This is a genomic window from Niabella insulisoli (genome assembly GCF_039652435.2).
GTDB lineage: Bacteria > Bacteroidota > Bacteroidia > Chitinophagales > Chitinophagaceae > Niabella > Niabella insulamsoli.
Map to the genome: position 1 here is coordinate 2,505,056 of NZ_CP190246.1, position 15,503 is coordinate 2,520,558.

Genomic DNA, 15,503 nt, shown 5'->3' on the forward strand with positions numbered 1-15,503 from the left:
TAATACCGTATCAAACCGATCTTCATGAAATTAAAAAAAAGATATAGTTTTTTAGTTCTGGTAATGCTAATTTGCAGTAAGCAACATTGGGGGCAAGGGGAAAACAACCTTCGCCTTTGGTATAGCAAGCCCGCTTCAGTTTGGGAGGAAACACTTCCATTAGGCAATGGCCGCTTAGGCATGATGCCAGACGGAGGCGTGAGCAAAGAAAATATTGTACTCAACGATATCACATTGTGGTCGGGGTCTGAGCAAGACGCCAATAACTACGAGGCTAACAAGTATTTACCGGAGATCAGGCGCCTGTTGATGGATGGTAAGAATGACGACGCGCAGGATTTAATCAATAGTCATTTTATTTGTAAAGGTCCTGGATCAGGCGGCAGGCAGTGGGGGTGCTTTCAAATACTGGGCAATCTTGAGATCAACTACAAGCTTCCAGGCGTTCCTACTTCCATCACCAACTATTTCAGATCCCTACAGCTAGACCAGGCGCTCGCCAACACACGTTTTGCGATTGGCGGAACGACTTACACAAGAGAGTACATTACCAGTTTTGACACAGACGTTGGCATAATAAAGCTGACGAGTAGCACCGCTGGCGCGCTGAGTTTTTCGTTAAAGTTATCCCGGCCCGAACGGTTTGAAGTAAGTAGGGCAAACGATGTAATCAGCATGACAGGACAACTCGATAACGGAACCGACGGAAATGGCATGAGGTATATCGCATTAACTTCAGTAAAATTGACAAATGGTGGCACCATCAAAGCAAATGGGAAAGACCTTTCCATTGAAAACGCCACTACTGCTTATATCTATGTTTCGATGGGAACCGATTTCAAAAACCCTGATTTCGAAAGCAGGGCAAAAACCTTACTGCAAAAAGCCATGCAACGAAATTATGTAGTTGAAAAAAAAGTTCATATACACAATTTCAAAAAGCTTTTCGATCGATTCTCCTTAGACCTCGGCGGTGGGTCCAACAGTTCGCTTTCTACCGATAGACGATTAGATGCCTTTTATAAAAATCCTCATTTAGACAATGCCTTACCTGCTCTATTTTTACAATATGGACGCTACCTGAGTATCAGCAGCACGCGGGTTGGTCTCCTTCCTCCCAATCTGCAAGGCCTTTGGGCCAATCAAATACATACACCCTGGAATGGAGATTATCATCTCGATATTAACGTTGAAATGAACCATTGGCATCTTGAAGCTGCAAATCTTTCTGAACTCAACCTGCCACTTGCCGGGCTGGTGAAAAGCTTGGTAAAAAATGGAGAGCGAACTGCAAAAGCTTATTACGATGCGAAAGGCTGGATCGCCCATGTAATTACGAATGTTTGGGGATTTACTGAACCTGGTGAAAGTGCGTCCTGGGGCATTGCTAATTCCGGTTCCGGATGGCTGTGTGAAAATCTTTGGGCACACTATGCATACACAAAAGATAAAAAATATTTAGAGGATATCTATCCGATTTTAAAAGGATCAGCCCTTTTTTATAGCGATGCACTGGTAAAAGATCCGAAAACTAAATGGCTGGTAACAGCTCCGTCCGTATCTCCAGAAAACTCCTTTTTCCTGAATAATAAGCATGTCAACGTTTGTATGGGGCCAACCATCGACAATCAGATTACACGTGCCCTTTTCAACCATGTCATTGAAGCATCGAAGGCATTAAACGTTGATGAAGCACTTCGAAACAATCTAACGGAAAAAATAAAACAACTGCCACCGCCGGGCCGCGTTGCTACCGATGGCAGACTTATGGAATGGTTAGAAGAGTACAAAGAAACTGATCCACAACACCGGCACATTTCTCATCTGTGGGGCTTATACCCTGGATCCTCTATCACCAACAGACAAACGCCCGACTTAATGGTAGCCGCAAAAAAAACGTTAGAAGTAAGAGGCTACGATGGCCCCAGCTGGGCGATTGCTCACAAGCAGTTATTCTGGGCCCGTCTTCACGATGGCGAAAGAGCATTTAAACTTTTGAAAGCAGTGTTACGGCCAACTCTAAAAACAGATATCAACTATGGGGCGGGCGGTGGTGTTTATCCCAATTTGCTGTCGGCCGGCCCTCCATTCCAGATAGACGGAAATTTCGGAGGCGCTGCGGGTATACTGGAAATGCTACTTCAAAGCCATGACGGGTATATAGACCTACTGCCGGCAATCCCATCCATCTGGAAGACAAAGGGGTTTGTAAAAGGTATAAAAGCACAAAATAATATCACCGTTGAAATGAAATGGGTAGATGGGAAAGTGACCCAATACAAACTATACGCTCCTACCAGGCAGCGGGTGCGTGTTAAAATAAATGGCAGGATGGTTAATGTCACAACCGCTGCTTTATAACTAATTCTACATTTTAAAAAAGAACATGCGAGCCATGATAAAGAGTGCTTTTTCGTTTATATTTTTAATAATTTACAACGTCGCTTTTGGCAGCGACACATTGATCCCGATAATAACAGCTCAGAACGCACTGATTTTACGAATTGATCAGAAAAAAAATCTGTCCACAATATACTATGGAAAAAAACTAGCGAACGCCACAGAATATGTATTAATACCACAAGCGTACCGCCAATCTATCGATTATTCAGAAGTCGCCAACGCGGCTTATACAACCTCGGGTTCTCAAAATTTGTTGGAGCCCGCAATAACCGTTACACACGCCGATGGCAACAATTCTCTCAACCTTCGTTACGTAAACCATGAGCAGAAAAAACTTGAAAATGGGGCGACGTTGTTAACCATTTTACTAAAAGATCCTGTTTACAACTTTTATGTAACGCTTTGCTATAAGTCATATTTCGCACAGGATGTAATAGAACAATGGGCTATTATCAAACACACCGAAAAATCAAATGTATTATTGCAAAAATTCGCTTCTGCTAACCTCCATATAAAAGCTAAAAGCTTTTGGCTTACGCAATATCATGGCGATTGGGCTAAAGAAATGCAGAGCGAAACATCAAAGCTCACACACGGTATCAAAACTCTTGACAGCAAACTAGGCACGCGAGCTAATCTGTTTCAGCCTTCGGTATTTATGGTTTCTTTAGAGCGGCCAGCAACGGAGGACGAAGGCACAGTGCTATATGGCAGTCTTGAATATAGCGGGAATTTTAAAACAGACTTTGAGCTTGACAATCAAAACAATCTGCGCATTGTTTCGGGAATTAATAATTATGCGTCTACTTATACCTTGAAACCTGACGAAGAATTTACCACGCCAGCTTTCCTTCATACGCTGTCAACAAAGGGAAAAGGTGCTGCAAGCAGAAATCTGCAGGAGTGGGCGAGAAATTATAAAATCCTAAATGGAAATGAAAACAGACTAACATTGCTTAACAACTGGGAAGCCACCTATTTTGATTTTAACGAATCTAAATTAAAAGAGCTGATCAGGGATACCCGTAAATTAGGTGTTGATTTATTTCTTTTGGATGATGGATGGTTTGCCAACAAATATCCGAGAAATGGCGACGTTGCAGGCTTGGGCGATTGGGCGCCTAATCAAAAAAAATTACCCAATGGAATCGGCACCCTAGTAAAAGAAGCGACAGATAATAAAGTTAAGTTTGGCATTTGGATAGAACCCGAAATGGTCAACCCCAAAAGCGAATTATACGAACAGCATCCGGATTGGGTGGTCAAACAACCCAATCGGCCAGAGCACTATTTTAGAAACCAACTCGTATTGGATCTCTGCAATCCCCAGGTACAAGACTTTGTATTTAATACGGTACACAATTTATTTATAAATAACGGAGACATTGCTTATATTAAATGGGACTGCAATTCCGTTATCTATAATGCCCATTCCTCCTACATTTCAAACCAGTCTCATTTTTACATCGAATATATGAAGGGACTTTACAAAGTCTTAAAAAGGATCCGCGAAAAACATCCAAAAGTACCCATGATGCTTTGCTCCGGAGGAGGCGGCCGTGTGGATTACGGCGCGCTGCAATACTTTACAGAATTTTGGCCGAGCGACAATACGGACCCTTTGGAAAGAATCTTTATGCAATGGGAATATTCTTACTTCTATCCGGCTATTGCCACGGCAAACCACGTTACTGATTGGGGTAAACAACCCATCAAATTTAAAACTGACGTTGCCATGATGGGAAAGCTTGGGTTTGACATCGTGGTTAAAGACTTAAGCAAAAGTGACCTTCTTTATTGTCAATCAGCCATCCGACATTATAATAAATTTAAAGATATCGTTTGGTTTGGAACTCAATACCGGTTATCAAATCCAACTGAAGCAGATGTTGCCTCCATGGCCTACATCAATAACACTAAAACCAAAGGAGTCATATTCAATTACCTTGTTAACAACCGATACGGCGCAGGCAGCATCTACCCTATCAGACTGAAAGGACTGGATCGGCAAAAAAAATACAAGATCACTGAAATTTGTTTGTATCCGGAAACTCGTTCGGCCATAGATGAGGAAAAAGTTTACACGGGCGACTTTTTAATGAACATTGGCTTTAACCCGATGATAAATGCGCAAAGAAGTAGTGTAATATTAAGTATAGAGCAAATCTAAGTATAGGCAGCATCCGCTGCATTTCACCCCTCAAAAAAATTTTTTAGCCTAATTTAGATAACAAGGTCGTTATTTTTTTTGTGAAGTTTTGAAGAACTTCTATAGTTTTGCGACCTCGTGATGAAATGGTTTTCTAAGTCCCTCCTTCTGGTTTTCTTGGCCCTGCTCCTTGGGGATAGCGTAGTGTTCGCATTTTCACCCTTTGAGAATAGCCATAAGCTTATTGTTCATTCCCAAAAAAATGGAAGCGGCAGAACTGCCCAGGTTAAAGCAGTTGAAACAGATGAAGAAGAGACCGAACTCGCGCCTGCGCAACAACGAATACGACAAGCTGGCTGTCATTTCCAAAACTACAGCAATAGCCCTGCTCTTTTCCGAACGACCACCACTTTACGGCATGCTGCTTTTATCAGCACCCCTCAACTCAAAAAGTATATCGTTAATCGCGTGCTTCTGATTTAGGCGCCTAACACCTTATCTGCCGACGACATCACTATCTCCTATATTGCTGCGACAGCCGTAGATTCAATTATTCCGGCGCTGCGCCATCAGCAATAACCAACGATGGGTTTCCTCATGAGCGGAACTGAAAAGCCTTTGCTTTTTAGCAAGCCCGGCACCCCTCCGCTTCAGCCTTGGTTCGGTAGATTCATATTGCATCATCATCTCCATGCCTTTACATTAAGCCAGGCGTTTTACCAACCCGTAACGCGCTTTGTTCAGTGCATAAAGGGATACTCATGGTTTTTTTCCTCAAACGTATATCACTTAAAACAAAAAATACGAATGAAAAAATTGTTCCCACTACTGTGCATAATCATTGTTGCAACACAGAGCTGCAAGTCTCACCACGAAGAAAAAGAAGCCAGGACAAGCTACGTCGTCACTTCGCCGATCAAAGCGGACACCACCTTCACAAAGGATTATGTATGTCAAATCCACGCTATCAATCATATCGAAGTCAGAGCGCTCGAGAAGGGTTATCTACAACATATTTATGTGGACGAAGGGCAGTACGTAAAAAAAGGACAGCTGCTCTTTCAAATCATGCCCAGCCTCTACCAGGCAGAAGTAAGCAAAGCCCAGGCAGAAGTTAAAGCCGCCAACATAGAATACAGCAATACCAAATCCCTGGCCGATAAAAATATAGTGGCAGCCAATGAACTAGCTATGGCTGACGCCAATCTCGATAAAGCGAAAGCCGAACTTGCACTTGCGAGAACGCATTTAGGTTTTACGAATATTAGAGCGCCATTTAGTGGGATTGTTGATCGATTTTTAGTACGTGTGGGAAGTTTGCTCGATGAGGGAGAGCTGCTGACATCGCTGTCAGACAATAGTAAAATGTGGGTATATTTTAATGTGCCCGAATCCGAGTATCTGAATTTCCGTGCCAACAAGAAGGCAGACAAAGCACAAGTTCACTTACTGATGGCCAACAACCAGCTCTTTCCTTACCAGGGTGTCGTAGAAACGATTGAAGCAGATTTCGACAACGAAACCGGTAATATTCCGTTCAGGGCTACGTTCCCCAATCCGGACAGACTGCTTAGACATGGAGAAACAGGAAATATAAGAATGACAGAGCCGCTGACATCGGGCCTGATTGTTCCACAAAAAGCCACATTTGAAGTTTTGGATAAAAAATACATCTATGTTCTGGATGCAAAGGATCGGATCCGATCAAAGGAAATTACGGTGGGGACAGAAATGGAAGACCTTTTTGTTGTCACTTCCGGACTGAATGAATCAGATAAGATTTTGCTTGAGGGTATCCGCAAGGTGAAAGAAAATGAAAAAATTTCCTACGAATTTAAAGATCCGCGCGCGGTAATCGGCGCTCTCAAACTGTCAACTGAATAATCATCTTAAAAGACTTTAAATGTTCAATAAATTTATCCAGAGACCAGTGTTAGCCATTGTGATGTCGCTGGTCATAATTTTTATGGGGGCGCTTGCAATTAAAACCCTGCCGGTGTCTCAGTTTCCTTCCATCGCGCCGCCTATGGTGGTTGTAAATATTGCTTATCCAGGCGCCAGCGCCGACGTATTGGTCAACTCGGTTTTAATTCCCCTGGAGAAATCCATCAACGGAGCTCCTGGCATGAAGTACATGACCTCTGATGCGACCAGTGCAGGAGAAGCAACGATTCAAGTCGTTTTTGATTTAGGAATTGATCCCAGCCAGGCGGTGGTGAACGTAAAAAACCGCGTAGAACAGGTTACCAGCCGTTTACCGGAACTGGTGCAACGGGAAGGCCTTGTGATCAGCTACACATCGCCCAATATGTTAATGTATGTAAACCTGTATAGCAAAGATCCCAAGGCCGACGAAAAGTTCCTTTACAATTTCGCCGGCGTCAACATCATTCCGGAAATAAGCAGGTTAAAAGGCGTGGGAAGCGCCAAAATTTTGGGCAGCCGGCAGTATGCCATGCGCGTATGGCTAAAACCCGACAGAATGCGCGCCTACAACGTTTCCACCGACGAAGTGATGGAAGCGTTGGCGGAGCAGAGCGTAATAGGCTCTCCGGGAAGGATCGGCCAAAGCTCCGGAAAAAAGTCGCAGTCGCTGGAGTACGTACTCACTTATAAAGGCCGGTTCAATAAACCCGAGGAATATGAAAACATCATTGTCAGAGCGAGCGCCGAAGGTGAGGTTTTACATCTAAAAGACATCGCAGATATCGAATTGGGCAGTGAATTTTATGACATCTATTCTAATATGGATGGACATCCATCGGCGGCCATTACATTGAAACAGACTTATGGCAGTAATGCCAGCGATGTCATCAGGGAGGTAAAGGAAAAACTGGAAGAACTCAAAGTTAGTTCGTTTCCCTCCGGGATGGAATATCAAATCAGTTACGATGTATCGAGCTTCCTCGATGCTTCCATTGAAAAAGTAATTCACACGCTCGTTGAAGCATTTATCCTGGTAGCGCTCGTCGTGTTTATTTTTCTCGGCGATTGGCGGTCGACATTGATACCCACGCTGGCCGTTCCCGTTTCTCTTATCGGCGCGTTCATCTTCATGCAAATGTTTGGACTCACGATCAATCTGATTACTTTATTTGCGCTCGTATTGGCCATTGGTATCGTGGTGGACAATGCAATCGTTGTGGTGGAAGCGGTGCACACCAAAATGGCGGAAGAGCATCTGTCTCCCTACAAAGCAGTAAAAAAAGTGCTCGGCGAAATCAGTGGCGCCATCATTGCCATCACATTATTGATGACAGCCGTGTTTATCCCGGTTTCTTTCATGAGCGGGCCCGTGGGCATTTTTTACCGGCAGTTTTCAATCACGATGGCAACATCGATTGTGATTTCAGGTGTAGTGGCGCTAACCTTAACGCCTGTGCTTTGTGCTATGATTCTTAAAAATACGCATGGCCAACCGCGCAGAAAGACGCCCATCAACCGGATGCTGGACGCTTTTAATAGCTGGTTTGATCGACTCACCGGCCGATATGCAAAACTACTTCGACGCATTGCTGGACGCAGGACGGTAACCTTCGGATTGCTGATCAGTTTTTGCGTAGGGATATGGCTGACGTCAGCTTCGCTGCCCTCCGGCTTTATTCCGGCAGAAGATCAGGGAATGGTTTATGCCATTATTCAAACGCCTCCGGGTTCAACTTTGGAGCGTACGAATGACATCGCCAGAACCTTGCAGCAAATCGCCAAAAAAGTGGAAGGCGTTCAATCGGTTTCTTCGCTGGCCGGCTACGAAGTATTGACAGAAGGCCGCGGTTCCAACGCCGGAACTTGTTTGATCAACTTAAAAAATTGGTCAGACCGCAAACATTCTGCCCAGGAAATCATCGAAGAACTGGAAGAGAAAAGCAAAGAAATCCCCGGCGCCGTGGTTGAATTCTTTCAGCCACCGGCCGTTCCGGGATATGGTGCTGCGGGCGGCTTCTCGCTGCGGCTTTTAGACAAGACCAATTCAGGAGATTATGCTTCATTTGGAAAGGTAAATGATGAGTTCATGGCGGCACTGAAAAAGCGAAAAGAACTCACCGGCCTTTTCACTTTTTTCGCAGCTAATTATCCGCAATATGAGCTGGAGATTGACAACCAGGCCGCCATGCAAAAGGGCGTTTCGATAGGCAAGGCGATGGATAATTTATCCATCCTCATTGGAAGCACCTACGAGCAGGGCTTTATCCGCTTTGGTAATTTCTTTAAAGTATATGTGCAGGCGGCCCCCGGTTACCGGCAGCTACCGGATGATGTACTCAACCTTTACATTAAAAACAACCGGGATGAAATGGTGCCCTATTCTTCGTTTATGAAAATCATAAAGAAGCAAGGGCTCAACGAAATTACGAGGTACAATATGTATACCTCCTCGGCTATCAATGGTGCGCCAGCGGCGGGTTTCAGCAGCGGCGAAGCCATTGCAGCTATACAGGAAGTGGCAAACCAAACCTTGCCAAGAGGCTACGGCATCGACTGGCTGGGGCTTTCCAAAGATGAAGTGGGCCGCGGCAACGAATCGCTCTACATCTTCCTAATTGTACTCGCCTTCGTTTACCTGGTACTGGCTGCTCAATACGAAAGTTTTATCCTTCCGCTGGCAGTTATTTTATCGTTGCCGGTCGGCGTTCTTGGAGGCCTGCTTTTATTAAAAGCGATGGGACTCGCCAACGACATCTACGCCCAGGTGGGGCTGGTGATGCTTGTGGGCCTGCTTGGTAAAAATGCAGTACTGATCGTTGAGTTCGCCGTGCAGAAAAGACAGGAAGGCTCGACCCTGCTTGATGCTGCGATAGAAGGAGCCAAAGTGCGTTTCCGTCCGATTTTAATGACCTCCTTTGCTTTCATTGCAGGGTTATTGCCGCTGCTGGTGGCGACCGGCCCTGGTGCGTTAGGCAACAGGACTATTGGTTCTTCTTCCGCTGGCGGAATGTTGCTCGGCACCTTATTAGGCGTTATTGTTGTGCCCGGCCTCTATTATGTTTTTGGTTCATGGGCCGATGGGCGTCATCTGATCAGGAAAGAAGACGAGGTGCCGCTGACGGAGCATTTCACCCAGGGCAAAAAGAAGAAAAAATTCAAATTGTTCAGAAAGAAAAAAGAAACAAAAATTGAAGATGCAAATCATGATAAAAATGATCAAAGTATATAAATATTTAGGCCTTGCAGCCGCTGTCGTCCTTATTTTATCCGCCGGATTAACCGGATGTAAAATTCCGGAGCTGGCTACAAGAAGTACGAATACCACGCTACCCGAAACCTTTCAACAAGGCGGCGATTCATCAAATATCGCCAACCTGACCTGGCGCGAATTTTTCGGCGATCCTTACCTGCAGGCACTTATTGACACGGCGCTAAAAAACAACCAGGAGTTAAACATTGTTTTACAGGAAATAGAGATGAGCCGTAACGATATCCGTATCCGAAAAGGTGAATATCTCCCCTTTGTAAATATTGGCGCAGCCGCCGGTGTAGATAAGGTTGCCAGATACACAAATATCGGTGCGATGGAGGCAACGACCGATATAAAACCTGGTAAAGAAATGCCTGAACCTTTAACGGATCTGGCCCTTGGCGTCAACGCGGAATGGGAGCTAGACATTTGGCACAAACTGCACAACGCCAAAAAGGCTGCAGTTAAACGCTATTTGTCGAGCATTGAAGGAAAACATTTCGTGATGACCCATCTTATAGCCGAAATTGCCAGCGCTTATTATGAATTGTTGGCGCTTGACAATGAATTAGCGATTGTCAAACGCAACATCGGTATTCAGGCTGATGCTTTGGAAATTGTAAAGCTGCAAAAGGAAGCCACGCGCGTCACCGAACTTGCGGTGCAAAAATTTGAAGCCGAAGTGCTCAAAACCCGTAGCCTGCAATTCGAAATAGAACAGGAAATTATTGAAACGGAAAACAAGATCAACTTCCTTTTGGCGCGTTATCCACAGCGTGTTAGCCGGCCGTCACAAGCTTTTGAAGCCTGGGTGCCCGGTACGGTTGCGGCGGGGGTTCCGGCGCAATTGCTTTCTCATCGGCCCGATGTGAGACAAGCGGAACAGGATCTTGACGCAGCGAAACTGGACGTTTCCGTGGCCAGGGCACAGTTTTATCCTTCCATAAAGCTTTCTGCCTCGGTAGGATACCGCGCTTTCAATCCGGCTTACTTCCTGAAAACGCCGGAGTCTTTATTGTATTCGCTCGCCGGCGACCTCATAGCGCCGCTGGTAAATAAAAATGCTATAAAAGCTGAGTACAGCAACGCAAATGCCCGCCAACTACAGGCTGTTTTTCGCTACGAACGAACGGTGCTTAACGCTTGTACAGAGGTCATAAACCAGCTCGCGGGCATTCACAATCTTCAAAGCAGTTTTGACCTCAGAAGCAAGCAGGTCGAAGCCCTTACACGCTCAATCGACATATCTAACGATCTTTTTAAATCAGCAAGAGCCGATTATATGGAAGTATTGCTGACACAGCGGGATGCACTGGAGTCAAAGTTTGAGCTGACAGAGATCAAAAAGCAGCAAATGCTGTCTTATGTCGGCTTGTATCATGCCCTTGGAGGGGGCTGGCAATAAACTCAGTTTTTGTTTTTATATTTTAGCTATTAAAGCAGCAAAGCCGGTTCATTCCGGCTTTTGCTTTTAAATAGATTTATTCTTTTTAACTGCCCTGTTACCCTACCTTTACCTATCTAAATCACGACTTCTAAAAATGGACAGACCTCATCCCTCCCGCCTGCTCGAACGTTTTCGCATTTGGCTCGATTCCATCATTAACACTGGTGTAACAACGGACCTGAATTTTGAAAAGCTAAGGCGGGTGAGAATAATGAACTTAATGGCTTTCATTGGAACCTGCATTTCTAGCCTCTTCATTATTGTTCATTTATCTGCAGGCCGGTCCACGCTCGGCCTTTTAAATATCCTCATTCTCGTTGCGGTAGCCGGCCTGTTGCTGGCCAACTTTAAACAAAAATATTTTTTTGGGCAGATTATTGTTAGCGTTCTTCTTACCGCAGCTTTTGGCATCGCAGGCTTTCTTTATGCCGATGGTATGGAATTTTATTTGCTGTTGTTGGCAGCTGTTATCGCAACGATAATGCAGAAAAGCATTGTTCTGAAAGGTATTGCCATCGCGGACTGCCTGATTTTTTTATGGCTGATGAAGCGTTCGAGCGACCTTTACCATCTGGCGCCCGACAATATTTACTTTATCAATATGGTTTTATGGCTCATATTTTATGTAGTCTTTTTTCTTTTCTGGGGAAAACTAAGTAAGACTTATCTTTCCAGCATTGAAGATAAAAACGCACAATTATTGTTGCAACAAATAAAACTCACCGAGCAAACCGAACAGGTTCAAACCAGTAATCGCCAGCTTTCCCTTTTAAACGGAACACAGGAAAAACTTTTCTCCATTATTGCGCACGATGTTCGAAGCCCGATAGCAGGTTTGGACGCTTCGTTAACGCTGTTGAACAAAAGCGAATTATCCCGGGAGGAGTTTATGGATTTATCAAAAGACATCGCTTCGCAATTAAATCAATTGCAGGATAGTCTTGACAACCTGCTCAAATGGGGCAATCGCCAAATGACAGGCATGGAGCTTCAAAAGCAAATTACGCCTATTGAACCGCTAATAACCGATACGATTGGACTTTTGCGGTATAACCTCGCCAATAAAAATATCAATATAGATATTGGTTTGGAAAACGATCTGCTGATCGATGCAGATCCTGATCATGTAAGATTGATCATGCGAAATCTTATTTCCAATGCCATCAAGTTTAGTTATGCCGGCGGAAAGATTGACCTAAAAGCCAGAAAGGAAGCGCGTTTTATTCATTTCTCCGTTATTGACCAAGGCATGGGAATGGATACCCATACTTCCAACCAGCTATTCGATGGTGCAACTTCAGTTATCTCCAAACGAGGTACCCAAAATGAAAAAGGCACCGGCATGGGCTTAAAGATCTGCCGCGAATTTGCCGAAAAAAACGGCGGCAACATCACCATGACCTGCGAACCTGATCTCGGCTGCACTGCCATATTAACGGTGCCTGCCGCTGAAGCGTAAGATCGGATGTAAAATTCGAGTCGTGTCTAAAAACAGGGTTGCTTTCGTTAAAATTAAAAACAAGCAAATGCTTAGATTGTCATCTTGACAAATAGGTATTATGAGAAAGTAAGGTACTTGGTTAATTCCTTAAAATATTGTTGGCTCCATATATTTAAAGCATCAGCATCAGGAATAAACCTCGCAATATCCTCTTTGATATGGGTGAATGAAACGGAGTCGATTTTTGCTTCCAACAAAGCCGACACATCTGCTCCTGTTAACTTATGCTGAGTCCAATCTCCTGTATCTTGAGCTCGTAATAAAAAATGAGTTAAGCTCAGCGGTACTCCTTTTTTTATGTACCATTCCAGGTCATACCAGTCCCTTCCTTTCACCCGTTTTTTCCATTTTCTAAAAAGCAGCGCATGCATTTTCCCCGCAAACAAGCTTGATAATGTAAAACATTTGACATAAAAAGAAAATGGTTTTAATAAAAGCTTTTCTTCCGTTTCAAAACCCAACGGCGGCTTCCTGTCCACCTCCAATTTAATTTTTATCCGGGTAACCAAGTTAATTCCCGAGTGTGGTAAAATATTTTCCAGCACTAATTCCTTCCAAACAGTTTCCGATTTTAAAAATGCTGATTCAATATTAGAGTTTGCGATCTTCTTCTTTTCCCGAATGACTACTTTCATTCCCGCGGCGCTAAACTCTGTAATAATAGCATCGAAATAGGGTTCCAGAGAAAAAGCTGGATCAGTCTGCAATAAAGAAAAATCAAGATTTTCCGAGTACCGGTTCAAACCATAAAAAATTCTTAACGCCGTACCTCCGTAAAAAGCTGCCTTTTCAAAGAAACCGGCTCTTTGCAAACCGGCAAGTGCAATTTCCTGCATGATTTCCCTCAAAGCTGCTTCCGCCTCTTCTTTATTGTTCGGCCTGTATTCATCCAGCCATTCTTTTATCATAAACGTTGAAGTGTTTTTACTAATATTTCGAGACTGCTTTTTTTAGGCGCATCAGGAAGCCAACCTGTGATGATATTTTTGTCCAACTGCGCCAATCGCGCTTCATCCATTCTTAGGTCCTCAATCAAAAAATCCGCCACTTGTCGCGTACTTCTAAAAGAAATGCCAGAAGTCGTTATGATCTTATCACAAATTGCCTTTTCAGGCGTTGCCATCAACACAACCTGCCTTGGCGTGAGCGCTACCCTTTGGATCCCAAATGAATAGTAAGGTAATGACAGCTGATGATAAGTGAACCGACCGATTGTCGTATTGTAATTTTTAGCGCCCTTAATTGTTACAGAAGTAACGGTATATACTCTTTCAGGGATCAGGCTCCAGTGCGACATCGCCGCATCCATAGATATATAACTGGGACCGCGCAGGTGATTAGCCACCAAAAATTTTTCTGGGCCGCGCATCTTAAGATTGGGCCCAGGTACGTATAAGCCCCTTATCACATTTGATAAAAGCCCTTGCTTGACCAACTCGTTTACCTTGTCATTTGGACGCTTATAATCTTTAAACAAATCCAAAAGTAGCTGGCGCGTGAATGGCTCCTCGGCAAATTTGCAAAAATGCTCCTTTAAATCTTTCATTTGAACATTTTAAAACACATAATCGGAATAAATTCGATTATATATCCTATTTTATACAAATTTATGAAGTTTTGACACAAGAAATCAGTATACTTATTCAGCTTAGCAAACTGCCAATATTGAATTTAATATTTTTCTTATGTTAAACGTGTTATTATCTTTTAGAAAAAACTATTTGCCTTTTAAGTATCCAGGGAAAAACGATGACTGCCATAAGGGAATCTTACTTCTATGAAGTTATCAATAATCGGTTAACTAAACTGCTGTGTTCGAAAAAGCCGCTTTTTTCAATGCTAATTAAAAAAGCCCCGCAAATTGCGAGGCTTGTGCCCGAGACTGGATTCGAACCAGCACACCTTGCGGCGCCGCCACCTGAAGACGGTGCGTCTACCAATCCTGCCTGTCGGCAGACAGGTTCGCCGCCAGAACGCGGGTTATGTCAATTTTTTTAGAAACTCTTTTCCCACACCTGACTTTAAATATTTTTCTTTTATTCGGGCCGATTTCCTATCATCAAATTATTCTGTGTAAAGTAAAGTGAAAGGCTTATAAGCTTTCGTAGACCTGTTTTCACCGTTATTATGTTGCCGCAACCTTCTTTCAAGATTGTCTGTCATGCCCACATAAATATAATTGCGGAAAGTGCTTTTTATAGCATAAACAATAATCATCCTATTTAAGTTAGCAAGCAGCCGTTTTGAGAATTTGGAATTGTCAATATATACAAAAAAGCCCCGCAAATTGCGAGGCTTGTGCCCGAGACTGGATTCGAACCAGCACACCTTGCGGCGCCGCCACCTGAAGACGGTGCGTCTACCAATCCTGCCTGTCGGCAGACAGGTTCGCCACCAGAACGCGGGTTATGCCATTTTTTTTAGAAACTCTTTTCCCACACCTGACTTTAAATATTTTTCTTTTATTCGGGCCGATTTCCTATCATCAAATTGTTCTGTATAAAGTAAAGTGAAAGGCTTATAAGCTTTCGTAGACCTGTTTTCACCGTTATTATGTTGCCGCAACCTTCTTTCAAGATTGTCTGTCATGCCCACATAAATATAATTGCGGAAAGTGCTTTTTATAGCATAAACAATAATCATCCTATTTAAGTTAGCAAGCAGCCGTTTTGAGAATTTGGTATTGTCAATATATACAAAAAAACCCCGCAAATTGCGAGGCTTGTGCCCGAGACTGGATTCGAACCAGCACACCTTGCGGCGCCGCCACCTGAAGACGGTGCGTCTACCAATTTCGCCACCCGGGCTACTCCAAAGGGAGCGCAAA

11 protein-coding genes and 1 tRNA gene are annotated in these 15,503 nt (G+C 43.8%); 7 read left to right on the forward strand and 5 right to left on the reverse strand.

What is annotated here, in order from left to right:
- Positions 1–24: 24 nt before the first annotated feature.
- The 7 genes from ABDK00_RS10410 (at position 25) to ABDK00_RS10440 (ending at position 12,634) form a co-directional block, all read left to right on the forward strand.
- Complete coding sequence (locus tag ABDK00_RS10410) at positions 25–2,361, forward strand: glycoside hydrolase family 95 protein (protein ID WP_346239141.1); 2,337 nt, start codon at positions 25–27, stop codon at positions 2,359–2,361.
- 34 nt (positions 2,362–2,395) lie between these two features.
- Positions 2,396–4,573 carry an alpha-galactosidase gene (locus ABDK00_RS10415; protein WP_346239142.1) on the forward strand — a complete coding sequence of 726 codons (2,178 nt, stop codon included), beginning with the start codon at positions 2,396–2,398 and terminating at the stop codon, positions 4,571–4,573.
- Between the two features lie 241 nt (positions 4,574–4,814).
- Entirely contained in the window at positions 4,815–5,030 is a 216-nt protein-coding gene (locus tag ABDK00_RS10420; RefSeq protein WP_346239143.1) for a hypothetical protein, read from the forward strand.
- A 329-nt stretch (positions 5,031–5,359) separates the two neighbouring features.
- Positions 5,360–6,436 carry an efflux RND transporter periplasmic adaptor subunit gene (locus ABDK00_RS10425; protein WP_346239144.1) on the forward strand — a complete coding sequence of 359 codons (1,077 nt, stop codon included), beginning with the start codon at positions 5,360–5,362 and terminating at the stop codon, positions 6,434–6,436.
- A gap of 19 nt (positions 6,437–6,455) precedes the next feature.
- Positions 6,456–9,707: an efflux RND transporter permease subunit gene (locus ABDK00_RS10430; RefSeq protein WP_346239145.1), complete on the forward strand. Its 3,252-nt coding sequence runs from the start codon at positions 6,456–6,458 to the stop codon at positions 9,705–9,707.
- The gene (locus tag ABDK00_RS10435) at positions 9,691–11,133 is read left to right on the forward strand and encodes a TolC family protein (protein WP_346239146.1); all 1,443 of its coding nucleotides are present in this window, start codon (positions 9,691–9,693) and stop codon (positions 11,131–11,133) included. The genes ABDK00_RS10430 and ABDK00_RS10435 overlap by 17 nt, the downstream gene beginning before the upstream one ends.
- Before the next feature lie 136 nt (positions 11,134–11,269).
- The gene (locus tag ABDK00_RS10440; protein ID WP_346239147.1) at positions 11,270–12,634 is read left to right on the forward strand and encodes a HAMP domain-containing sensor histidine kinase; all 1,365 of its coding nucleotides are present in this window, start codon (positions 11,270–11,272) and stop codon (positions 12,632–12,634) included.
- Positions 12,635–12,732: 98 nt separating this feature from the next.
- Here the strand turns inward: ABDK00_RS10440 and ABDK00_RS10445 are convergent, their stop codons facing one another.
- From ABDK00_RS10445 to ABDK00_RS10465, 5 genes are all read right to left on the reverse strand, one after another.
- Positions 12,733–13,584: a nucleotidyl transferase AbiEii/AbiGii toxin family protein gene (locus ABDK00_RS10445; protein ID WP_346239148.1), complete on the reverse strand. Its 852-nt coding sequence runs from the start codon at positions 13,582–13,584 to the stop codon at positions 12,733–12,735.
- On the reverse strand, positions 13,581–14,222 hold the full coding sequence (locus ABDK00_RS10450; RefSeq protein ID WP_346239149.1) for a hypothetical protein: 642 nt from the start codon (positions 14,220–14,222) through the stop codon (positions 13,581–13,583). The genes ABDK00_RS10445 and ABDK00_RS10450 overlap by 4 nt, the downstream gene beginning before the upstream one ends.
- Before the next feature lie 518 nt (positions 14,223–14,740).
- Positions 14,741–14,893, reverse strand: a complete 153-nt coding sequence (locus tag ABDK00_RS10455) for a GIY-YIG nuclease family protein (RefSeq protein ID WP_346239150.1) — start codon at positions 14,891–14,893, stop codon at positions 14,741–14,743.
- Between the two features lie 189 nt (positions 14,894–15,082).
- On the reverse strand, positions 15,083–15,319 hold the full coding sequence (locus ABDK00_RS10460) for a GIY-YIG nuclease family protein (RefSeq protein WP_346239151.1): 237 nt from the start codon (positions 15,317–15,319) through the stop codon (positions 15,083–15,085).
- 82 nt (positions 15,320–15,401) lie between these two features.
- Positions 15,402–15,483: transfer RNA gene (locus ABDK00_RS10465), tRNA-Leu, on the reverse strand.
- Positions 15,484–15,503 lie beyond the last annotated feature (20 nt).